Here is a 21,058-nt window from a genome sequence, read left to right on the forward strand (position 1 = left end):
CGGTGGGCCTCGTCGAGTCCGAGCCGACCGGAAGCCTCGAGCCGCGCCGAGCCCTTGAGCAGGCCGAGCCGCGTGATCTCGATCCCGCCATTGGCCGTGCGCCAGCTTTCCAGTGCATCGGGATTGAAGCCGCGGCGGAAGGCGAAGGACTGCGAGATGGTCGCCTGCACGTCGAGATCGCTCGGCGCGCCGTCGCCGAGCAGACCGTCGAGCACCGGCATCACCGCGCCCTTCGTGCTCAGCGCGACATCGATCGCCTGCTGGCTGGCATAGCCCTGCTGATTCGGCCGCAGATGCGCCTCGAACAGCGCCGAGCGAAGGCTCTCGGTCCGCAGGCTGCCATCCGCCCCGTCGGGCGTGCGCAGCGTCGCGACCGGCTCCCGGACGACGAGCGAGATCCGCTCGAAACCGCTGGTGGTCAGGCGCAGGCTGGCTTCGAGCGCGCTCCAGCTGAGATCGGCGTTCTGCTTGGCCGGCAGCGTCGCCGTCAGCGGGCCGGTCGCCTGCAGGATCAGATGTCCGGGCGCGGTCGCCTGCGCGACGGCAACGGCCGGACCGGTCTCGATCTTGACCTCGTCGCCCCAGCGCGAGGAGACCAGCGTCACCCCGGCGCAGCGCACCTCGATCCGGAACGGATAGCCACCGATGCTGCGGTCGCGGCAGGTCCAGTTGCGTCCGGCGGCCGCCTCGCGCGCAATGCCCGCGTCGAGATGCTGCTCGACCTTGCCACGCGCCATGAACCAGAGGGCGGACCAGCCTGCCGCCAGAAGCGCGAGCAGGCCGAACGGAGCGTAAAGCCAGAAACGGCTGTTCCGTCGCGCGGTGGTGGCGGCAGGCATGCGCGGTCGCTCCCTTGCAAGGATTTCGGCGGATTGATAGCGACCGGGGCGGCAGGAGGCCAGCGCCGATCGTCTTGCGGATTGCGGCGTCCTGTCTGCCGAGGCAAGCGGGCCAAATTGTGAGGGTGCGGATGACGGAAGCGGCGACGCCGGACGATCTCTGGGTCTTCGGCTACGGCTCGCTGATCTGGCGGCCTGGCTTCGATTTCGCCGAGCGCGCCGGGGCGCGGCTGCACGGCTTCCACCGCTCGCTCTGCATCTACTCGCATGTCCATCGCGGCACACCCGAGACGCCGGGGCTGGTGCTGGGGCTGGATCGCGGCGGCATCTGCCGCGGCGTCGCCTTCCGCGTGCCGGCTGTGCAAGCCGAGGAAACCATCGACTATCTGCGGGCCCGCGAGCAGGCGACCGCGGTCTATCTCGAAAGGCGGCTCGCCATCCGCCTCGACGATGGCCGCCGCTTGAATGCGCTGACCTACATCGCCGACCGGGCCCATACCCAGTATGCCGGCCGCCTGCCGGAAGCGGCGGTGCTCGGCCTCGTAAGGCAGGGCAAGGGCGTCTCGGGCGAGAACCCGGACTATGTCCGGCGCACCCAGGAGCACCTGCACGAAATGGGCATCCACGACCCGCTGCTCACCCATCTCGTCACCGAGCTCGACAGGATCGCGAGCCCCGCCTCGACCTGAACCTCAGGCCTCGGGCGTCAGATCGGCAAGCGCGGCGCGCCGGCTCTGGCTGTCCTCGGCCAGCAGATGCACATGGATCTCGCAGGCGCCGGCCATGGCGGCCGCGTCGCGCCAACGCGTCAGGGCCGCGTCGATGCCGAAGGCGCCGCTGTCGCGCGCCGCGACGATCGTCCGCTCCGGCGATACGGCGAGCAGCACCGCATCGGTGAAGTTCAGCGCATGCCCATCCTGAACGGCGAAGACCGAGGCGACATAGCGCCGCCCCGAACGGCCCCGCCATGCGGTGAAGCGACGTTCGGCGAGTTGCGCCGCGCCGCGCAGCGGAGCCTCACGCGCGGCCCGCACCGGGCGATCCTCGCAAGGCGCGGCCAGAAGAGCGAGAGCAGCCATCCGTTCCTCCTTTGTTCCAGAACGAAATCAGAACATAGTGACGCTGCTGTCAAGTTCAATCAGCTCTTCTGTGCGGCCTCCTGCCGCGTATTGGCAGGAGCGGGCACGCCGAGGCGGGCAAGCTCCGCCCTTCCCTCGCTGACCAGCCGGTCGGTAGCGGTCTCGATCTGCTCCTGCAGCAGGGCGTGGAAGGCCTTCTTGTCCATGCCGGGCGGGATCGCCGGCAGGATTTCGACGCGGATCGTCCCCGGCCTGCGCAGGAAGGAGCGGCGCGGCCAGAACAGGCCGGCATTGAGCGCGACCGGGACGCAGGGCACGCCGAGCTCGCCATAGAGATGGGCAACGCCGAACTTGTAGTCGGGCGGGGCGCCGACGGGGCGACGCGTCCCTTCCGGGAAGATCAGCAGCTGACGGCCGTTCTGCCCGAGTTCGACCTTGGCGCGTCGCGTCGCCATCTGCAGCGCCCGGCTGCCGGCACCGCGATTGACCGGGATCATCCGCATCTTCAGCAGGCACCAGCCGAAGAAGGGCAGCCAGGTCAGCTCGCGCTTCAGGATGTAGACCGGGTTCCGGAACACCGTGATCAGCGCGAAGGTCTCCCACGCCGATTGGTGCTTCGCGGCCATGATGATCCCGCCCGGCGGGATGTTCTCGACGCCACTGATCTCGCAGCGCGTCCCGACGATCACCCGCATCAGCCAGAGCGAGCTCTCGGCCCAGTTGAGGGCGACGCCGAGCAGGAAGCGCTTCGGCAGCGGCATGGTCGCCATCGCACAGACCAGCCAGAAGGCGAGGTTGAGATAGAAGGCGATATTGAAGAGGAGCGAGCGGAGCACGAGCATGGCCGGCAAGAAGCCTGCCGCCGCGCATCCGTCAAGAGCGCCTGCCGCCTCAGGCGCCGCCGTCTCAGGCGCCGCGGTCCTGGCCGAGGGCACGCGAACGCTTCTCGTGCTCCGGGCCGATCTGGTCCCCCGACTTGGGCGAAACCGGCTTGCGGCCACCGATGATCACCGAGAGTCGCGAGGTTTCGGGGTCGTCCTCGACGAGGCTGCGCAGGTTGGCGACGAGGTATTTGGCGTATTCGGGCACCAGCAGGCGGATGGTGTGCCAGTCCTTCCACCAGGCGGTGACGTCGACCTGGTCGGTCACCACCGGGTAGGGCACGATGCGCACGCCGGGCATGGCGTGGTTGAACTCCAGCATGGTGCGCGGCATGTGGTAGTTCGACGTCACCAGCAGCAGCGAACGGAAGCCGTGCTGACGGACCCAACGCCGGGTCTCGATGGCGTTGCCGATGGTGTTGCGGGCGCGATAGTCGAGATCGACGCAGCAGGCGAGCGCCTCGCGCGCCTTCGGATTGAGCTTGGCGAGTTCCTCGCGCCCCGTGCGCTCGTTGACGCCGCTGATCAGCAGGCGCGAGCCACGATCGGCATGCAGCAGGCCGATCGCATCGCCGACGCGCTGCGCACCGCCGGTGACGACCACGATCGCGTCGGTACGAGGCGCCGTCGCCTCGTTCAGCGCGAGGCGGGACGCGAAATTGACATAGCCGCCGACGAGCACGACTAGACCGCCCAAGGCAAGCCAAAGCAGCGCACGCCCGGCTCTGCGCCGGAACGACGTCCTGGTCACGATGGGGCGCGCATCGGCCAAATCGCCCTCAGCACGCGTAAGATGAGTCGGCCTCGCTGCGGTCATCACCATGACCACCGCAAGGTAACCGCCCAATCGGGCACAATAGCGGCATGATCGCTGCGTTCCCCCCGCAATGCATCACGACATCGCCTTCAGATAATTTCGCACGGTAACCCGCGAGACGAGACCAGCGATAGCCGCCACGATGACCGCCACCAGCACGACGACCCCATAGCCCGACCAGCCGATCTCGAAGGCGCCGAACATCGCCTGCAACTGATCTGCCTCGGGCGTTGCGCTCCAGGCCGAAGCCAGCCAGCCGAGCAGCGCGATGGCGATGACCGCGGCGAGGCCGCCGGCTCCGCCACCGCGCAAGCCGAGCGTGATGAAGCGGTTCTGGAACTCGCGCGCGATGAATTCGTCATCGGCACCGACCAGATGCAGCACCTCGACGCTGTCGCGGCTGCCCGCCATGGCGCCGCGCGTCGCGAAGGCGACCGCGAGCGCCGCCGCGAGCAGCACGAGCATGACGACCGCGACGCCGGCGACGATGATGGTGTTTGCCATGGTCGAGAGCCGGCGCAGCCAGAGACGGTGATCGTCGAGCGTGGCCGTCGGCACCTCGCGCCGCAGGGTCTGGCTGAAGGCGACGAGGTCGTTCGCCACGGTTGCGTTGAGGCGCAGCACGATCAGCCGCGGCACCGGCAGCTCGATCAGATCGAGTCCCGCGCCGAGCCAGGGCTCCAGCAGCTTGTCAGACTCCGCCCGCGGCATGGCGCGAACCTCGGCGACGCTCGGCACGGCGCGGGCGAGCTCCACGGCTTTGGCGAGATCAGCCTCGATATTGCGGCGCGGATCCGGCCTGACCTGGATCGTCATCTCGTTGGCCACCGCACCACGCCATTGCTCCGAAGCCCGCGCCGCCATCAAGGCGCCGCCGGCGCTGAGCGCGGCAAGGAAGGTCAGGATCGCGATCACCACGACCAGAGCGCGGCCGGCGACCGTATCGACCGGGACCAGCGGCTGATCCCGGCGCAGATTGACCGGCAGGCGGGGTTTCGGCTGGACGAAGCCCTCATCATCCTCATCCTGCTCCGCCGGCTCGGCGCGCCAGTCAGGCGTCGACATGGAGATGCCCGTCGGCAAGCACGAGGCGCGGCGCGTCGTACTGCTCCATCAGCGCAAGATCATGGGTTGCGATCACGACCGCGGTCCCGAGCGTCTGCAGCTCCATGAACAGGCGCAGCAGCCGCCGGCCCAGCCCCGGGTCGACATTGCCGGTCGGTTCGTCGGCGAGAAGCAACTGCGGGCGCGAGATCAGCGCCCTGGCGATCGCCGCGCGCTGCTTCTCGCCGCCGGACAGCACCGACGGCACCGCATGCATGCGCTCGCCGAGCCCGACCCAACGCAGCAATTCGACGACCTCGGCGCGATAGCCGGCCTCTTCCTTGCCGAGCACCCGCAGCGGCAGGGCGACGTTCTCGTAGACGGTGAGGTGATCGAGCAGGCGGAAATCCTGGAAGACGACGCCCATCTTGCGCCGGAAATCGGTCAGCGTCGTCGCCTCCAGCCGCGAGACGTCCTGGCCGAAGAGGTGGACAAGCCCGCGCGTCGGCTTCAGCGCCATCAGCACCAGCCGGATCAGCGTCGTCTTGCCGGCGCCGGAAGGCCCGGTCAGATACTGGAACGAACGCGGCGCGATGCTGAAATTGATATCTTTCAGCACCTCCGGCCCCATGCCGTATCGCAGCCCGACATTTTCGAACCGAACCAACTCTGCTCCTATCTCGCCACGCCCCGAATCGGGCTTCGCCGGCCTCACCGAGCCGCGATCCTACACCCGGAGCGCCCGCCCGCGGGAAGGGTCATGCCGTCGCTCCCCGCAATTCTTCCCGTAGAAGCACCGGCTTTACGCGACGTTAACCATAAATTGCGCCAATGGCTGGACGAACCGCCTCCCGGCATGGCTGCGCTGGCGCACCGCCGGAAACCAAGAGGTTCGGGCACCATCGCCGCGCCTTCCAAGCCGGCCTTAGACCAACACTGCGCGGAGCGACCACCCGAAGGCCATGCTGATCGTCTGCCCCTCCTGCGCCAGCCGCTACGAGCTCGACGAGGCCAAGATCGGCCCATCCGGTCGCAAGGTCCGCTGCGCCTCCTGCCAGACCGCCTGGCAGGTCGAGGCGCCCGCCCCGCTTTCACCGATCGTGGAGCAGGAGCCGGACGAGCCGCAGCCCGCCATCGACGCGATTGCGGAGCAGGAATTCCCAAGCGCTCCGAGCGAGGACGAGACCAACGCCCTGCTGGCAGAAGAACTGCGCCGCGCCGCCCAGATCGAGGAAAGCGTCTCGGCCCTCGCCGCCGAGCGCAACGATGCGGTGGCGCCGACGCCGGCCAAGCCGCGCAGGCAGGCCAAGCCACACAAGCAGACGCGCGCGAAAGGCTGGATGGCGGCGATCAGATCGCCATCACGCCTGCCGGTCAGCACCCCCGCCGCAATTGTGCTTGCCGGCCTCGGCCTGCTCGGCCTCGCGCTCTGGCAGCGCAACGCAGTGGTCCGAACCGTGCCGCAATTCGCCGCGCTCTATGAAAAGCTCGGTCTGCCCATCAATCTGCGCGGGCTTGCCTTCAGCGCCGTCGAAAGCGAGCTTGTCCAGGATACGCAGGGCCGCTTCCTGGTGGTCGAGGGCGACGTGACCAATATCGCCCGGACCAAGACGAAACTGCCGCCGATCACGGTCGCGGTGAAGGACGAGGCCGGGCAGGTGCTTTACACTTGGACCGCCGAACCGCCCCGGCCGGTGCTCGAACCGGCCGAGCTGGTGCGCTTCCGGGCGCGGCTGGCGGCGCCGCCGGAAAACGGCCGCTCCGTTCAGGTTCGTTTCGGCGCGGCCGCGCAGGCGACGCTCGCCAACGCGAACTGATACCCCCATAGCATTACGGCGGCGGTCTTCAATTGTCCGCCCGCCGGGGTTATCGATAGTGCCAGTTTCAGCCGCGATCATGGGGCGGCGCTAACGGGCGCCGGAGCCCGGAAGGAATGCCAGACGATGCCCCAATCCCAGCGTATCCGGGTCCTCTACGACGAAGCCGCCATCGCCGCCCGCAATGCCGAGATGGCAGCGGAGATTGCCGCCGATTCGCCGCCCGACCTGCTGGTCGTCGCCGTGCTCAAGGGCAGCTTCATGTTCGTGGCCGACCTGATCCGGGCGATGCACCGCGCCGGCATGGCGCCGCAGGTCGAGTTCGTCCATCTCTCGAGCTATCGCGCCGCCACCATCTCCTCCGGCCAGGTCGAGATCCTGCGCGACGTGCAGAGTGATGTCCGGGGCCGGCAGGTCCTGCTGGTCGACGACATCCTCGAATCCGGGCGCACCCTGGCCTTCGCCAAGGACCTGCTGGCGGCGCGCGGCGCGGCCAAGGTCTCAAGTGCGGTCCTGCTCGAGAAGCCGGCCAAGCGCGCGGTCAACATCGAGGCCGAGTATGTCGGCTTCGAATGCCCCGACTACTTCGTCGTCGGCTACGGCATGGACGTCGCCCATTCCTATCGCCAGCTCCCCTATGTCGGCGTGATCGAGACCGCCGACCAGGCCGGCCTGCCGGGGATCTGAGGCGATGTCCCGCATCCTGGTGGTCGATGACGAGGAAACCCTGCGCGTGCTCGTCGCGCGCGGCCTCGCCATGGACGGACATGATTGCATGATGGCGGGCGACGGCGCCGAGGCGCTCGAGGTCCTGATGGCGGAGAAGGGCCGCTTCGACCTGCTGCTCACCGATATCCGCATGCCGCTGATGGACGGCATCGCGCTCGCCCTCGCCGCGAAGCGCGAATTCCCCGACCTCACCATCATGCTGATGACCGGCTATGCCGAGCAGCGCGAGCGCGCCAAGAGCCTGGAGACTATCGTCGCCGAGGTGATGGCCAAGCCGTTCACCATCGCCGAGCTGCGTGAGACCGTGATGCGGGTTATCGAACGCTCGATCGGCTGAGGTCGCCCCGCGCCCTCAGCGGTTCAGCCACCAGATCGAGAGATTGAGCACCGCGGCGAACGAGACCCAGGCGAGATAGGGCGCGAGCAGCCAGGCCGCGAACCGGTCGGGGAGGGCCGCGAAGCGCCTGATCGTCCAGAGGATCGCGGCGATCAGCAAGGCGATGACGACGAGCCCGCCGGCCGGGCTGTTCAGCCCGAAGAAGACGCAGGACCAGGCGAAATTGAGCGCGAGCTGGACATGATAGGCCAGCAGCGCCCGGCTGCGGCCGATGGTGTCGGACGGCCGGCGCAGCACGCGGAAGGCGGCAAGACCCATCAGCGCGAACAGCGTCGTCCAGACCGGCGCGAACAGCCAGTTCGGCGGATTGAACGGAGGTTTCGCGAGCCCGGCATACCAGCCCGGGATCTGCGGCACGGTCACCGCGCTGCCGACCAGCGACGCTGCGACCACCGGCAGGATGGCGATGAGAAGGGCCAGCCACACTGCCGGCTGACGATCGGAGCTATCGGTCTGCGTGCTCATGCGGCAAGGATGGGGTGTCCCTGCGCTCCCGGCAAGACGGGCCTCTTGCGCTGCAGCAATCATGGTGAGATGAAACGTCTCACATAGTGGAAATCGGATCGCCCATGACCAAGCGCCCGCTGCATCCCCGTTCGCTCGCCGCCCAGGCCATGGGCAAGATCGACCCGCTGACCAAGGGGGTCGTGCCGCCGATCCACGTCTCGACCACCTATATCCGCGACGAGGACAACGCCTACTCCTCGGGCTTTATTTATGGTCGGCCGGACAATGAGACGGTGCACGAGGCGCAGGCCGTGCTCGCCATGCTCGAGGAGGCGAAGGCCGGCGCCCTGCTGTTCGGCTCCGGCATGGCCGCCGCGACCGCCGTGTTCCAGGCGCTCTCCCCGGGCGACCATGTCGTCGCCTCCAAGGTGATGTACTGGGCGCTGCGGGCCTGGCTCCTGACCGAGGCGACGCGCTGGGGGCTGAAGATCGAGTTCGTCGAGACCGATGACCTCGTCGCGCTGAAGGCCGCGGTGAAGCCGGGCGTCACCAAGCTCATCTGGGCGGAGACGCCGTCGAACCCGCTCTGGACCATCACCGATATCGCCGCCGTCGCCGAGATCGCCCATGCCGCCGGCGCCAGGCTCGCAGTCGACTCGACCTGCGCCTCCCCGGTCCATACCCGCCCGCTGACGCTTGGCGCCGACATCGTCATGCACGCCGCGACCAAGGTGCTGAACGGCCATTCCGACGTCGTCGCCGGCGCACTCTGCGCCCGCGAGGACGACGAATTCTGGGCCCGGATCAAGACCGTCCGCAAGGGACAGGGCGGCATCCTCGGCCCGTTCGAGGCTTACCTGCTGATGCGCGGCATGCGCACGCTCCATGTCAGGCAGGAGCGCCAATCGGCCTCGGCCATGACGCTGGCCCAGAAGCTCTCGGCCCATCCGCTGGTTTCGCGCGTGCTCTATCCCGGCCTGCCGCAGCATCCCGGCCATGATATCGCGGCGCGCCAGATGCAGGGCGGCTTCGGCTACATGCTGTCGATCCAGGTCAGCGGCGGCGAGCAGGCCGCGATCAAGGCGGCGGCCCATGTCGAGCTCTACAAGCGTGCGACCTCGCTCGGCGGCGTCGAGAGCCTGATCGAGCATCGTGCCTCGATCGAGGGCGCGGGCTCGCCCTGCCCGCCCGATCTGCTGCGGCTGTCGACCGGCATCGAGGATGTCGAGGATCTCTACGCCGATCTCGACCAGGCGCTGCGGGCCGGCCACGGCTGAGCAGCGCAGCCGGTTCACATCGGCTTTCGCGCTAGCCGACCTTGAGTCTGACAAGCTCGGCAGCATCGCGTCGGCCCTCCGCCGACGGCCAGCTATGGGCCAGGAGTTCCGTGTCGTCAGTGCTGACGGCGACCCGGTCGCGACCGTTCCGCTTGGCTGCATAGAGAGCCTTGTCGGCGTCGTGCAGGAGCGTGTCGAAATCGATGACGCTGTGCTCGGACCAGGCGACACCGGCACTGACAGTGCTCGCAAACGAACCGCCATTCCCGCTGAAATGGCGCTTTGCGAGGCGCCTGCGCACGCCATCGGCCAGCTTTGCCGCCGTGACCAGCGAGGCTCCCGGCAGCAGCAGCGCGAACTCCTCGCCTCCGAGCCGCGCTGCGAGCCCCTTTGACCGGGCGGACAGCATCAGGATCTTCCCGAAGCTTCGCAGCACGTCGTCGCCTGCCAGATGACCATGGACGTCGTTGGTCGTCTTGAAGTGGTCCATGTCGAAGATGATGAGCGCGGCGGGACCTTTGATGTCTTCGATACGGCTGAGCAGCGCCCGCCGGTTGAGCAGGCCGGTCAGCGGATCGATCTCGGCATCGCGCTTGTGACCGCGCGCCAGCCGCGCCTGGTTGAGCGCCAAGGACAGCGCGCCGATACCGGAAAGGGTGAGCAGGCAGACGACGATGTTGAGGTCTTCGGCCCAGTTCGACGGCGCCTGCGACAGGCGCCACTCGCCATCCAGCAGCAGCAGGATGGCACAGGGAACGAAGGAAAGCCCTGTCAGGACGTAAAGGACCGTGAGCAGCGGGATGGCCAACCGGGCTTCGGCGCGTCCGAGCCAGTAATCCCAGGCCGTGATCAGGAGGATGATCGTCGCCGCCACATTGAGCATGACGATGGCGACGCCGTTGTAGCCGGCCAGCATCGGCACGGCCATGGCGAGCGACGAGACGATCGCCATGACGGTCATGCTGCGCCAGGGCAGGATGCCAGTGCGGAACTCACGGCCGGCGCCGAAGACGAAGGCGAGGCCGGTCAGCAGGATCGTGTATCCGGCGGCGCCGACAGCCGGCGACATGGTCTGGGCGTACCAGCTGTAGATCAGCACGCCGAGCGCCATGAACGCCACGCCGAAAGTCCAGGCGATCAGGAATCGTTCCGTCCTGGAGGCCAGCCAGCTGACGAAGAAGGTGATCGCCAATCCGCAACCGGAAAGCGCAAAGGCCGTCAGCAGCGAATTGTAGTCCAGCGGCAAGGCATACTCTGCGGCAGGTGGCGAGCGGCGCGCCCGTTATGGCCGCCTGCCGTTGCGAAAGGTTTAAGCCGATCGGGTGAATTCCGACCTATCGCGGCCGACGGGTGATCCGGACCGATTTCGTCCCCCGGGCAGGCTGCCCGATCTAGACCCAGATGCCCTTCGCCGTCGCCAGCAATTGCCGGCGGTCGGCGAGGCCGTTGGCGCCGCCGTTGATCAGTTGCGTGACGCGCGCCGCGTCGTCGCGGTCGGCGGCGGCGTTGAGGTTGCGGTCGCGCCAATAGGCGAAGGCGATCTGGATCGAGATGCGTGGATCCAGTGCGAGTTCAGGCCGGCCCTCGAGATCGACGTTCAGCATCCGGCCATAGCGCCGGTAATTGGCCCGGCCGGTGAGCTGGAAGACGCCGCGGCCATGATAGCGCGCCCCGTCGCCGGGCTCGGTGTTACCGAGATCGGCGCGCCCCTCATAGCGCGCGAACTGGGCCGGACCGCCCTGCTCCTCCAGCGTCCGGAAACGGTCGGTCTCATGCGCCGCCTGAGCCAGGAAATGGCAGACCCTCAACCGCGTCGTCACGTCGGCCTGGGCGGCGAGCCGATCGAAATGCAGGGCGATGTTCGCCATGATCTCGGCCTTGCCGACCGGAGCGAGCCGGGCGAGCCGCGCCACGGTCACGGCGAGATCAGGCTCGGCGACCAGCACGTCCTGGGCCGGAACCTCTTTGGCCGGAACCTCTTCGGCCGGCACCGGCGCGGCGGGCTTCTTGCGGCTTCGCGATCCCTTCATCGACATGACGGCGCTCCCCATGGCTGCGGGCATCATGCACCGGTTTTCCGGGACGGGGATAACTCGGCGCGGCATCCCCGTTGGTCTGCCGCGAGGCCCGAGCAGAAGGCTCGCCGTCATTCTCGGACGAGGCGAAGCGCAGACCCGAGAACCTCACGACACGGGGCCGCCGACCCACGCCTCCTCCGGCCGGAGATGCCGGGGTCGAGCCCGAGCATGATGCGAGGATAGCGCTCAGTTCCGCCGTAGCAGGCGCTCGAGATAGTCGAGCTCTTCCAGCGGTCGCGAGGGATCGCCGAGGCGGCGGCGCAGCTCTTCCAGGATGCGCCGCGCCCGCTGCGTCGCGCTCTCGTCGGCGCCGGGCACACGGACCCGGCCATCGGCCCAGTCGCGCTGGCGCTGCGGCCGGCCGAGCGGATCGTCGCGGGTGCGCTGCTGAGGCGAAGGCCGTCCAGCCGGGCGCCCATCGGGCTCGCCATAGGCGTTCTCATTGCCCTCGCCTTCACCGGGCTGGCCCTGCATCTGCTGGGCGAGGTTCTGGCCGCCCTTGCGCAGCGCGTCGAGCGCCCGCCCCTGTGCATCGACGGCGTCGCCCTCCTGGCCCTGGCCGAGCTGCCCCTCGGCCTCGCGCATCGCGTCCTCGGCCTCGCCGAGCTCGCCCGGATCGGCGCCCATGCCGCGCATGCGCCGCTGCAGCTCCTGCAGGCGCTCGCGCAGGGCCTGCTGGCGCTGCGACAGGCCCTGTCCCTGGCCCTGGCCGCCCTCGGCGTTCTGGCCGTCCTCGCCCTCGCCATCCTCGCCTTGCTCGCCGGGCTGCTGCCCCGGCTGCTGGCCGCGTTGCCCGCGCTGGCCCTGCTGCCCTTGCTGGCGCTGGCCCTGCTGTCCGGGACGGGCCTGCTGCTGCCCCGGCCGCTGGCCGCGCTGAGCCCGGTTCTGGCGCTGCTGGTCCTGCTGATAGGTCTCGTCGCGCAATTGCTGTTGCTCGCGCGTCATCCTGTCGAGATCGCCGAGCGCCTGGTTCATCTCACGCTGGCGCTGATCCTGCTGGCCGGGTCGCGCCGTCTTGAGGTTGTTCAGGAGGTTGTTGAGCTCCTCCATCAGGCGCTGCGCCTCGGCCATGTCGCCGCGTCTCGACAACTCCTCGATCCGGTCGAGCATGTTCTGCAAGTCGCGCGGCGTCACCGTGCGGAAGTTCTCCGGCAGCTGCGCCTGGTTCTGCTCGCCATTCTGCTGCTGGCGCTGCATCTGCTGCGCGAGTTCGCGCATATAGCGATCCATCGCGCGCCGCATTTCCTCGGTGAGCTTCCTGATCTCCTCCTCGGAAGCACCGCGCTCAAGCGCCTGCTGCAGGTTCTCCTGGGCGGCGCGCAGTGCCTTTTCGGCATCGGAGAGATCGCCATCCTCGAGCTGCAAGGCGAGGCCCCACATCAGATCGGCGACCTCGCGCAACTGGTCGTCGCTGCTGGCACGGCGCAGGCGCTCGCTGATCATCCGCATGGCGAGATAGACCCCGGTCTCCTTCATGAAGCGATCGGGCTCGATCATCAGCGCATCCATGGCGAGCTGCACCCGCTTGCGCGTCTCGACATTCATCACCAGCCGGCGGCGCTCCTCGACCAGCGCCTTGGCCAGCGGCTTGCTGAAGACGCGCTGCGGCAGCACCACTTCGAGCGTTTCGCTGCGGCCCTCCTGGCCGGCCTCGTCGTGCGCCAGCAGGCTCATATTGACCTTCGCGCCCGCCCAGGGATGGGCCGAGAAATCGACCGTGCTCTTCATCTCCTCTTCGCCGGAGGCGGAGGACGGCGCCGGCAGCGTCTGCTTGGGCGCCTCGACCAGCGAGCGACCGGCGGTGAGCGGTCCGGCCCGCGAGACGATCACCTCGACGGCGGAGACCCCGTAATCATCCTTGGCGCGGTAGCCGATGCCGAGCCCTCCCTGCACGCCGCTCACCGGCTTGGGGGCTTCCACGAAGGCGATCTCGGGCTTGGCGTCGATCACCGCGTGCAGGCTCAGCGTCTGTTCCGGGGCGCCGCTGCCAGTGATGCGCAGCGTGCCATCGCCGGCGAGGAGATAGCGCTTCTCGAGCACTGCGACGGCCGCCTCAGACGGCTTGCCGGCGCCCGCCGGTGCTGCCTTGTCGTCGGCCGCAGCGCGATGGATGTCGCCACCACCGGCCGGCTCGATGCGCACGACCACAGTCGACTTCTCGGGCACGTTGAAGCGCGGGCTGGCGAGCCGGGAGAAATCGATCAGGATCGGCGGCAGGCGCGTATAGGCCGGCGGGTCGATCCAGGCGTCGATCCGCACCGGTACCGTCGCCGCGGCCGGGCCGCGCCAGTCGAACGCCGCCGAGACCCGGGGCCAGACCTCATGTCCCGCGATGAAGAAGCCGGTGACGGCCGCAAGCAGTGGCACGGCGCGCAACGCCAATCGGTCACGCCCCGCCATCAGCGGCCGCGGCGCGCTCACCTTCAGCGCCGCCACATGCTCGCTCTGGCGTTGCAGATGCAGCTTCCACAGCGCCTGCGAAACCGGATCGCGCCCGCCCACGGCGAGGCTGTCTTCCAGCGCAGTGGCAGGGCGATGGGCCCCCGCCATCGAGCGGTCGAGCCGCGCCAGCGCCTCGCGCCGGCTCGGCCAGCGGTCGCGGACGATCGGCCAGAAGCTCGCGACGAAGGCGGCGGCGAACAGCACGGCACCGCCGGCCCGCCCCCACCAGGGCAGGTGCAGCCAGAGGCCGAACCAGGAAACTGCGAGGAAGAGCAGGACGACGGAAATCGGCGCCCAGAGCCGCGGCCAGAGCCGCTCCCAGGCCAGTGACAACCGCGAACCGGCCGCGAGGCGTTCGAGCCTCCGGCGGATCAACGCGACCGGGTCGAGCGCCGTGCGGCGCGGCTTATCATCCATTCCGACGCTCCGAGCCGCGCCTCGCGGCTCCATGCCTCTCAGATGACACCAAGGCTAGCACGGGAATGTGGCATGACCAGCGCCGAAGCGCGGCATCGCCCAGGCGCTCCGGGAATCGTGAAGCTGCGTCAGGAGAGCCAGGGCGGGGACCGATCGGTGCCGATCAGCTCCTCATAGCTCTGCCTTGGCCGCGTCACCGCGAACTGATCGCCCTTCACCAGCACCTCGGCGACCAGCAGGCGCTGGTTGTAGGTCGAGGACATGCTGGCGCCATAGGCTCCGGCGGTCATGAAGGCGATCAGGTCACCGGGCTTCTGCTGCGGCAGTTCGCGCCCGGTGGTGAAGGTGTCGCCTGATTCGCAGATCGGCCCGACCACGTCATAGGCGACCGCAGCGGTGCCCGGCGCCGGCTCGGCGACCGGCCAGATCTCGTGATAGGCCTCGTACATCGCCGGCCGCATCAGGTCGTTCATCGCCGCGTCGACGACGAGGAACTGCTTGGTCGGGCGCGGATTGAGGTGCAGCACCCTGGTCAGCAGGATGCCGGCATTGCCGACGATCAATCGGCCCGGCTCGAAGCCGAGCTCGACATCGAGCCCCGCCGTCAGCTTCCCGACCATGCCGGCATAGGCTTCGATCAGGCCGGGGCCATGATCGAAATCCCGCGGGACTTCATAGGGAATGCCGAGCCCGCCGCCGAGATCGAGCCGGTCGACCCGGTGCCCCTCCTCGCGCAGCGCCAGGACGAGGTCGCGCATCTTGGCGTAGGCGGCCTCGAAGGCGCCGGTCTCGCGGATCTGGCTGCCGATATGCACGGCGAGCCCCATGATCCTGACGCCGGCCATGTTGGCCGCGCGGGCATAGAGCCGGTGCACATCCTCGAAGGAGACGCCGAACTTGTTGGCCGAGGAGCCCGTCGTGATCTTGGCGTGACCGCCGGCCCCGATATCCGGGTTGACGCGGAACACCGCCTCCTGGCGGCGGCCGAGCCGCTCGCCGACGCGGGACAAGAGATCGAGTTCGCTCTCGCTCTCGATATTGACCTGGTAGATCCCGGCCTCGACTGCGAAGGCAAGCTCGCCCTCGCTCTTGCCGACGCCGGAGAAGACGATGCGCTCCGGCGGAAAGCCGGCCGCCAGCGCCTTGCGGATCTCGCCCTCGGAAACGGTATCCGCCCCTGCCCCCAGCGCCGCCAACGTCTTCAGCACGCCGAGATTGCTGTTCGCCTTCATGGCGTAGAAGACATGCGGCTTCCGGCCAGGCGTGATCGACGCCATGGCCTGCTCGTAGAGCCGGTAATGCCGCTCAATCGTCGCCGAGGAATAGACATAGACGGGGGTCCCGACCTTCTCCGCGATCTCGCGCAGGTCGACATCCTCGGCGAAGAGCGCGCCGTCGCGATAGGCGAAGTGATGCATCGTCAGCTCAGAGCAGGGGGTCGAGCACGAAGGAGGATTCGGGAACCTGGATCACCTTGTTCGTCTTCGCCGGCTTGCCGAGCGGCGAGGCGTCCATGGCGGTCGGCGGTGTGTTCTCGACGGCGCCAATCTGCTTGTCCGGCAGGGCGATGGCGTTCTTGGCGTTCGGAGGCGGCTCGAGCGGGCCCTTGCGGCCGCAGGCTGAAAGCGCAAGTCCGAGCAGGCTGGCCAGCAGAACGGCACGGCCGAGTTTCAGGCGGGAATGCGGCACGAAAGAAAATCCTCGGACGGTGTTCGAACGGCAGTGTAGCGAATGGCGCCGCGGCTTGCGAGGCTCGTGGGGCGTCATTCTCGGGCGCAGCGAAGCACCGGCCCGAGAATCCCCTTCAAGTGAGGCTCAGGTCAAGCCCGGGCAGGACGGGCTCCGTCCTTCGCCAGCTGCTTCAGCCAGCGCTTGGCCTGGCGCTTCACATTGGCGGGAGCGGTGCCGCCATAGCTGACCCGGCTCTTCACCGACTGCTCGACGCCGAGCACCGCGAAGACCGCATCGGTGATCGTCGGCTCGACCTCCTGCATCTCCGCCAGCGAGAGCTTCTCCAGCCCGACGCCCTTGGCCGAGGCGACCCCGACGAGACGCCCGGTGACGTGGTGCGCGTCGCGGAACGGCATCTTCAGCACCCGCACCAGCCAGTCGGCGAGGTCGGTCGCGGTCGCGTAGCCGAGGCCCGCCGCCTTCTTCATCACCTTGAGGTCGGGCTGCATGTCGCGGACCATGCCGGCGGTCGCGGCAAGACAGAGCGACAGGGTCTGCACCGCGTCGAACGTGCCTTCCTTGTCCTCCTGCATGTCCTTGGAATAGGTCAGCGGCAGGCCCTTCATCATGGTCAGCAGGCCCTGGAGCGAGCCAAAGATGCGCCCCGCCTTGCCGCGCACCAGCTCCGCGGCGTCCGGATTGCGCTTCTGCGGCATGATCGAGGAGCCGGTCGAGAACTTGTCGGAGAGCTTGACGAAGCCGAATTGCGGCGTCGCCCAGAGCACGATCTCCTCGGCGAAGCGCGACAGATGCATCGCACAGATCGAGGCGGCGGACAGCGTCTCCAGCACGAAATCGCGATCCGAGACCGAATCGAGCGAATTCGCTGTCGGGCGCGCGAAGCCGAGCGCCTCTGCCGTCATGTGACGATCGATCGGGAAGGAGGTGCCGGCGAGTGCGGCAGCACCGAGCGGACATTCGTTCATCCGCTCGCGGGCATCCTTGAGCCGGCTGCGATCGCGCGCCAGCATCTCGACATAGGCGAGCAGGTGATGGCCGAAGGTGACCGGCTGCGCCGATTGCAGATGGGTGAAGCCCGGCATCACCGCCCCCGCATAGATCTCGGCCTTCTCGGCGAGGGCGAGCTGGAGATCGGCGACCTGCTCGTCGAGCTGGTCGAGCGCGTCGCGCACCCAAAGCCGCATATCGGTCGCGACCTGGTCGTTGCGCGAGCGGGCGGTGTGCAGGCGCCCGGCGGCAAGGCCGATCTGCTCGCGCAGATTGCCTTCGATGTTCATGTGGATGTCCTCGAGCGCGCGCGAGAACGTGAAGCGTCCGGCCTCGATCTCGGCCTCGATGCCCTTGAGTCCCTTGGCGATGACGTCCACGTCGTCCTGCGTCAGGATCCCGGTCGCGGCCAGCATGGCCGCGTGCGCGAGCGAGCCCCTGATGTCCTGACGCCACAGGCGCTGGTCGAAATCGATGGAGGCGTTGATCTCCTCCATGATGGCGTCTGGACCTGTGGCGAAACGCCCACCCCACATGCGGTTGCTCACGGCGATCTTTCCTGCTCTTGAGGACGCACGATGACGTCTCGTTCGAAAATGGCGGTGGCCCTCGGCGCGCTGGTTCTGGTCGCGCTCGGCGGCGTGGCCGCCTTCTACTCCGGGCAGGGCGGAGCCGGCAATTCCACTTGCAGCGCCGCGACGACGAAGCTCGCGCAGCTGCGGCCGCTGGTGAAGGGCGAAGTCGCCGGCATCCAGGTGCCGCAACGGTCGGCGCCGGTGCCGGACCTCGCCTTCAACGGCCCCGATGGCAAGCCGACGAGCCTCTCGGCCATGCGCGGGCGCACCGTGCTGGTCAATCTCTGGGCGACCTGGTGCCCGCCCTGCCTGCTCGAGATGCCGGCGCTGGCGAAGCTCCAGAAGACGCTCGGCGGCCCGGATTTCGAGGTCGTCACCGTCAACATCGACACCCGCAACCTCGACAAGCCCAAGGAATGGCTGGCGAAGAAGGATGTTGTCGGCCTCAGCTACTACGCCGACCCCGAGGCCAAGGTCTTCCAGGACCTGCGCGCCGCCAAGAAGGCGGAGGGCATGCCGGTGAGCCTGCTGGTCGATCCGCAGGGCTGCGAGCTCGCGACATTGCAGGGGCCCGCCGAATGGGCCGGCCCGGACGCCCTGGCCCTGATCCGGACGGCGCTCGGCCGCTGAGGCCCGCGGGGCCTGACCGGTCCCAACATTGTCCCAACATTGCCTCTGCCGGCCCGGTGCTCCATAAACCCGTCGGCATGACCTACACGATCGGCCTCGCTACCACCTTCCATGACCCCGCCATCGCCATTGTCGGCCCGGATGGCGAGGTTCTCTTCGCGGAAGCCGCCGAGCGCTATCTCCAGTACAAGCGCGCGCCCAATTGCGAGCCGGACACCACGGCGCGGATGGAATCGCTGCTCAGGCGCTACATTCCCCGCGGCGCGGAGCTCCGCCTCGCCACCAGCTGGGGCGCCGAGTTCACCGACTTCCTGGCGCAGATGGACCGCAGCGGCGCCTTCACGCTCGATGCCCTGCTCAAGCTCTCGCCGGAATTCAACCGCTCGATGGTGCAGGAGCGCTCCGAGCGCGCCTTCATTGCCTCGCTGCATCTGGCCCAGCAGCGCGCCGGCCTCGGCACGCTGATCGGGCTCGATCGCGCCTTCGGCGAGGCCAGGATCACCGGCCTCTCGCGCCATGGCCACCATCTCAGCCATGCCGCCTATGCCTGCTGGTCCTCGCCCTTCCGCGACGCCGCCTGCCTTGTGGTCGACGGCATGGGCGAGACCGGCGCTTCGGCGATCTTCGCGCTCAGGGACGGTGAGATCACCGAGCTCAAGCGCCATAGCGGGCGCGCCTCGATCGGCTTCTATTTCGGCTTCGTCACCGATCTTGCCGGCTTCGACCAGGCCAAGGGCGAGGAATGGAAGATCATGGGGCTCGCCCCCTATGGCCGGCAGGACCCGGAATTGCTGGCGCTGCTGCGCCGGCTCTACCGGATCGAAGGCACAAAGCTCTCCTTCGCCGATGCCGCGACGGTTCGGGAGGTCGGCGCCGAGATCCTCGCCCGCCGCCCGGCCGATGCGCTCGACCAGGGCTGGGCCGACCTCGCCCGCTGCGGCCAGGACGTCTTCGCCGAGATGATGGCGGCGCTGCTCGCCGAGACCGCGGCACTCTGCCCTTCCGAGAACCTCGTCCTCGCCGGCGGCTGCGCACTCAACTCCTCCTTTAACGGCAAGATCGCCGGCCGCCACGGCTTCGCCCGCGTCCACGTGCCCTCGGCCCCGGCCGATGACGGCAATGCGCTCGGCGCCGCCTGGCTCGCCTATGCCGAGGCCAATCCCGGCTGGCGCCCCCCATTGGGACCGCTGAGCCCTTATCTCGGCTCGGCCGTCTCGACCGAGCCTTTCGAGCGGATGGCCGCCTGGGAGCCGCGCCTGCGCAAGCTCGAGCCCGAAGCGATCGCGCCCGCGACCGCAAAGCTGCTCGCCGAAGGCAAGCTCGTCGGCTGGGTCCAGGGACGCGCCGAATTCGGCCCGCGCGCGCTCGGCAACCGCTCGATCCTCGCCGATCCGCGCCCGGCGAACGCGAAGGACCTGCTCAACGCCAAGGTGAAGTACCGCGAGGCCTTCCGGCCCTTCGCCCCCTCGATCCTGGCCGAGCACGGCCCCGACTGGTTCGAGGACTATCAGGACTCGCCCTATATGGAGCGCACCCTGAGCTGGAAGGAAACCGTGCGCGGGCGCGTCCCGGCCGTCGTCCACGAGGACGGCACCGGCCGGCTGCAGAGCGTCACGGCAGAGCGCAATCCGCGCTATCACGCGCTGATCTCGGCCTTCCACGATCTCACCGGCGTGCCGGTGATCCTCAACACCTCCTTCAACATCATGGGCAAGCCGATCCTGCATACGAGCGAGGATGCGATCCTGATGTTCTACACCTCGGGGCTCGACGCACTGGTCGTCGACGATTGGCTCCTGGTGAAGTGAGCCGGCGTAACCCGCAGGCAGCACTGCCGAACCTCGCGTCACAAAGTCGCCCTAGGCTGGCCCGTATCTAGGGCAGAACGGACCGACCGGGCCGCCCACCTGCTTCGGCCTTTCGGAAGGGGACACAATGCGCTCGACTTCGACACGGCACGCCATCCTCACCGGCGCTTTCGCACTCTTCGTGGCCTTCGCGGTCCCTGCTTTCGCGCAACAGAAACAGACCGTCCCCGGCACCACGGTTTCGCTGGTCGCGCCCGAGGGCTTCACCGTGGCCAGCGGCTTTGCCGGCCTCCAGAACGAGAAGACCAAGGCCTCGATCGTCATCGTCGAGATGCCGGCGGAAGCGCATGCCCAGCTCAGTGCGCTCTTCGCCAATCTCGAATCGGCCAAGGCCAATTTCGCCCGCCAGGGCGTGGAGCTCGAAGATCGCGACGAGGTCGAGACATCGGCCGGCAAGGTGCCGCTGCTCAGCGGCACCCAGAAGGCCAATGGTGTGACCTTCGCCAAATGGATCGCCTTGCTGAAGGGCGTCAAGACCGTCCTGGTCACCATTCAGTCGCCTGAGGACGCCGATTTCGACGGCGACGATGCCGAGACCCTGCTGAAATCGATCAGCCTCGGCAGCGAGCCTAGCATGGCCGACAAGATCGGCGCCCTGCCCTTCGCCGTCGCGGCCGCCGAACCCTTCCGGGTCGTGGACACGCTCGGCGGTTCCGGCATCCTGATGACCGTCGGGCCGCTGAATGCCGATCCTTCCGGCAAGCAGCCGATCCTGATCGTGGCGGGGCAGCTCGCCGCCACTCAGGGCCTTACCATCGAGCAATTGTCGGAAACGCTGCTGAGGCAGACCCGCGGCTTCGGCGACCTGACGATCTCAACGCGCGAGAAGCGACCCTTCGCCGGCACCGAAGGCTATCTGCTCGCCGGCGACGACGGCGCCGGCAAGCGCTTCGAGCAATATCTGGCGGTCGGCCCCGATGGCCGCTTCGTGCGCCTGATCGCCATCGCCGATGCCGACCAGTTCGACGGCCTGAAGCCCGGCATCGCCAAGATTGCCGGAAGCATTGCCTTCAAGCCAGCGAAGTAGCCCAAACGAAAAGGC

At 68.3% G+C, this 21,058-nt stretch carries 21 protein-coding genes; 8 read left to right on the top strand and 13 right to left on the bottom strand.

Annotation, left to right across the window (positions count from 1 at the left end):
* On the bottom strand, positions 1–839 hold an 839-nt coding region (locus RKE40_RS14855; protein WP_316019011.1), incomplete at its 3' end, for a DUF2125 domain-containing protein.
* A 131-nt stretch (positions 840–970) separates the two neighbouring features.
* Between RKE40_RS14855 and RKE40_RS14860 the strand changes: the two genes are divergently transcribed.
* On the top strand, positions 971–1,528 hold the full coding sequence (locus RKE40_RS14860; protein WP_316019012.1) for a gamma-glutamylcyclotransferase: 558 nt from the start codon (positions 971–973) through the stop codon (positions 1,526–1,528).
* Positions 1,529–1,531: 3 nt separating this feature from the next.
* Here RKE40_RS14860 and RKE40_RS14865 read toward each other — a convergent pair whose 3' ends face one another.
* The 5 genes from RKE40_RS14865 to ftsE form a co-directional block, all read right to left on the bottom strand.
* Positions 1,532–1,918, bottom strand: coding sequence for a hypothetical protein (locus RKE40_RS14865; protein ID WP_316019013.1), 387 nt, complete (start codon positions 1,916–1,918; stop codon positions 1,532–1,534).
* Positions 1,919–1,977: 59 nt separating this feature from the next.
* On the bottom strand, positions 1,978–2,760 hold the full coding sequence (locus RKE40_RS14870) for a lysophospholipid acyltransferase family protein (protein ID WP_316019014.1): 783 nt from the start codon (positions 2,758–2,760) through the stop codon (positions 1,978–1,980).
* A 64-nt stretch (positions 2,761–2,824) separates the two neighbouring features.
* Positions 2,825–3,496 (bottom strand): YdcF family protein, encoded by a 672-nt coding sequence (locus tag RKE40_RS14875; protein WP_316019015.1) that lies wholly within the window; start codon positions 3,494–3,496, stop codon positions 2,825–2,827.
* A 195-nt stretch (positions 3,497–3,691) separates the two neighbouring features.
* Positions 3,692–4,681, bottom strand: coding sequence for a cell division protein FtsX (locus RKE40_RS14880; protein ID WP_316019016.1), 990 nt, complete (start codon positions 4,679–4,681; stop codon positions 3,692–3,694).
* Positions 4,668–5,327 (bottom strand): cell division ATP-binding protein FtsE, encoded by a 660-nt coding sequence (gene ftsE, locus RKE40_RS14885; RefSeq protein ID WP_316019017.1) that lies wholly within the window; start codon positions 5,325–5,327, stop codon positions 4,668–4,670. The genes RKE40_RS14880 and ftsE overlap by 14 nt, the downstream gene beginning before the upstream one ends.
* A gap of 295 nt (positions 5,328–5,622) precedes the next feature.
* On the opposite strand from ftsE, the gene RKE40_RS14890 reads away from it, so the two are divergent.
* The 3 genes from RKE40_RS14890 to RKE40_RS14900 all read left to right on the top strand — a co-directional run bounded on the left by RKE40_RS14890 (position 5,623) and on the right by RKE40_RS14900 (position 7,543).
* Positions 5,623–6,477, top strand: coding sequence for a DUF3426 domain-containing protein (locus tag RKE40_RS14890; RefSeq protein WP_316019018.1), 855 nt, complete (start codon positions 5,623–5,625; stop codon positions 6,475–6,477).
* Positions 6,478–6,603: 126 nt separating this feature from the next.
* On the top strand, positions 6,604–7,164 hold the full coding sequence (gene hpt / locus RKE40_RS14895) for a hypoxanthine phosphoribosyltransferase (protein ID WP_066477535.1): 561 nt from the start codon (positions 6,604–6,606) through the stop codon (positions 7,162–7,164).
* 4 nt (positions 7,165–7,168) lie between these two features.
* On the top strand, positions 7,169–7,543 hold the full coding sequence (locus RKE40_RS14900) for a response regulator (RefSeq protein ID WP_066477534.1): 375 nt from the start codon (positions 7,169–7,171) through the stop codon (positions 7,541–7,543).
* Positions 7,544–7,558: 15 nt separating this feature from the next.
* On the opposite strand, the gene RKE40_RS14905 is transcribed toward RKE40_RS14900, so the two are convergent.
* Entirely contained in the window at positions 7,559–8,068 is a 510-nt protein-coding gene (locus RKE40_RS14905; protein ID WP_316019019.1) for a TspO/MBR family protein, read from the bottom strand.
* 104 nt (positions 8,069–8,172) lie between these two features.
* Between RKE40_RS14905 and RKE40_RS14910 the strand changes: the two genes are divergently transcribed.
* The gene (locus RKE40_RS14910; RefSeq protein ID WP_316019020.1) at positions 8,173–9,327 is read left to right on the top strand and encodes a trans-sulfuration enzyme family protein; all 1,155 of its coding nucleotides are present in this window, start codon (positions 8,173–8,175) and stop codon (positions 9,325–9,327) included.
* Positions 9,328–9,358: 31 nt separating this feature from the next.
* Here the strand turns inward: RKE40_RS14910 and RKE40_RS14915 are convergent, their stop codons facing one another.
* The 6 genes from RKE40_RS14915 to argH form a co-directional block, all read right to left on the bottom strand.
* The gene (locus RKE40_RS14915; RefSeq protein ID WP_316019021.1) at positions 9,359–10,573 is read right to left on the bottom strand and encodes a GGDEF domain-containing protein; all 1,215 of its coding nucleotides are present in this window, start codon (positions 10,571–10,573) and stop codon (positions 9,359–9,361) included.
* A 145-nt stretch (positions 10,574–10,718) separates the two neighbouring features.
* Positions 10,719–11,363, bottom strand: coding sequence for a glycoside hydrolase family 19 protein (locus tag RKE40_RS14920; RefSeq protein ID WP_316019022.1), 645 nt, complete (start codon positions 11,361–11,363; stop codon positions 10,719–10,721).
* A gap of 228 nt (positions 11,364–11,591) precedes the next feature.
* Positions 11,592–14,264, bottom strand: a complete 2,673-nt coding sequence (locus RKE40_RS14925) for a TIGR02302 family protein (protein WP_316019023.1) — start codon at positions 14,262–14,264, stop codon at positions 11,592–11,594.
* A gap of 128 nt (positions 14,265–14,392) precedes the next feature.
* The gene (gene lysA / locus RKE40_RS14930) at positions 14,393–15,682 is read right to left on the bottom strand and encodes a diaminopimelate decarboxylase (protein WP_316019024.1); all 1,290 of its coding nucleotides are present in this window, start codon (positions 15,680–15,682) and stop codon (positions 14,393–14,395) included.
* Between the two features lie 7 nt (positions 15,683–15,689).
* Positions 15,690–15,953: an LPS translocon maturation chaperone LptM gene (lptM, locus tag RKE40_RS14935; protein ID WP_316019025.1), complete on the bottom strand. Its 264-nt coding sequence runs from the start codon at positions 15,951–15,953 to the stop codon at positions 15,690–15,692.
* Between the two features lie 131 nt (positions 15,954–16,084).
* Entirely contained in the window at positions 16,085–17,491 is a 1,407-nt protein-coding gene (gene argH / locus RKE40_RS14940; RefSeq protein WP_316019026.1) for an argininosuccinate lyase, read from the bottom strand.
* A 30-nt stretch (positions 17,492–17,521) separates the two neighbouring features.
* Here argH and tlpA point away from each other — a divergent pair, with 30 nt between their 5' ends.
* The 3 genes from tlpA to RKE40_RS14955 all read left to right on the top strand — a co-directional run bounded on the left by tlpA (position 17,522) and on the right by RKE40_RS14955 (position 21,043).
* Positions 17,522–18,148: a thiol:disulfide interchange protein TlpA gene (tlpA, locus tag RKE40_RS14945; RefSeq protein WP_316019027.1), complete on the top strand. Its 627-nt coding sequence runs from the start codon at positions 17,522–17,524 to the stop codon at positions 18,146–18,148.
* A gap of 77 nt (positions 18,149–18,225) precedes the next feature.
* Positions 18,226–19,956 carry a carbamoyltransferase family protein gene (locus RKE40_RS14950; RefSeq protein WP_316019028.1) on the top strand — a complete coding sequence of 577 codons (1,731 nt, stop codon included), beginning with the start codon at positions 18,226–18,228 and terminating at the stop codon, positions 19,954–19,956.
* A 127-nt stretch (positions 19,957–20,083) separates the two neighbouring features.
* Positions 20,084–21,043, top strand: a complete 960-nt coding sequence (locus RKE40_RS14955) for a hypothetical protein (protein WP_316019029.1) — start codon at positions 20,084–20,086, stop codon at positions 21,041–21,043.
* Positions 21,044–21,058 lie beyond the last annotated feature (15 nt).

This window comes from Allobosea rubneri (genome assembly GCF_032464875.1).
In the GTDB taxonomy this organism is placed as follows: Bacteria; Pseudomonadota; Alphaproteobacteria; order Rhizobiales; family Beijerinckiaceae; genus Allobosea; species Allobosea rubneri.

Coding starts and splice junctions, on each gene's coding strand:
- RKE40_RS14910 (WP_316019020.1), top strand. CDS start 8,173: ATGACCAAGCGCCCGCTGCATCCCCGTTCGCTCGCCGCCCAGGCCATG.
- RKE40_RS14900 (WP_066477534.1), top strand. CDS start 7,169: ATGTCCCGCATCCTGGTGGTCGATGACGAGGAAACCCTGCGCGTGCTC.
- RKE40_RS14890 (WP_316019018.1), top strand. CDS start 5,623: ATGCTGATCGTCTGCCCCTCCTGCGCCAGCCGCTACGAGCTCGACGAG.
- RKE40_RS14905 (WP_316019019.1), bottom strand. CDS start 8,068: ATGAGCACGCAGACCGATAGCTCCGATCGTCAGCCGGCAGTGTGGCTG.
- RKE40_RS14860 (WP_316019012.1), top strand. CDS start 971: ATGACGGAAGCGGCGACGCCGGACGATCTCTGGGTCTTCGGCTACGGC.
- RKE40_RS14865 (WP_316019013.1), bottom strand. CDS start 1,918: ATGGCTGCTCTCGCTCTTCTGGCCGCGCCTTGCGAGGATCGCCCGGTG.
- RKE40_RS14880 (WP_316019016.1), bottom strand. CDS start 4,681: ATGTCGACGCCTGACTGGCGCGCCGAGCCGGCGGAGCAGGATGAGGAT.
- RKE40_RS14870 (WP_316019014.1), bottom strand. CDS start 2,760: ATGCTCGTGCTCCGCTCGCTCCTCTTCAATATCGCCTTCTATCTCAAC.
- RKE40_RS14955 (WP_316019029.1), top strand. CDS start 20,084: ATGCGCTCGACTTCGACACGGCACGCCATCCTCACCGGCGCTTTCGCA.
- tlpA (WP_316019027.1), top strand. CDS start 17,522: ATGACGTCTCGTTCGAAAATGGCGGTGGCCCTCGGCGCGCTGGTTCTG.
- RKE40_RS14925 (WP_316019023.1), bottom strand. CDS start 14,264: ATGGATGATAAGCCGCGCCGCACGGCGCTCGACCCGGTCGCGTTGATC.
- RKE40_RS14950 (WP_316019028.1), top strand. CDS start 18,226: ATGACCTACACGATCGGCCTCGCTACCACCTTCCATGACCCCGCCATC.
- hpt (WP_066477535.1), top strand. CDS start 6,604: ATGCCCCAATCCCAGCGTATCCGGGTCCTCTACGACGAAGCCGCCATC.
- lysA (WP_316019024.1), bottom strand. CDS start 15,682: ATGCATCACTTCGCCTATCGCGACGGCGCGCTCTTCGCCGAGGATGTC.
- RKE40_RS14920 (WP_316019022.1), bottom strand. CDS start 11,363: ATGTCGATGAAGGGATCGCGAAGCCGCAAGAAGCCCGCCGCGCCGGTG.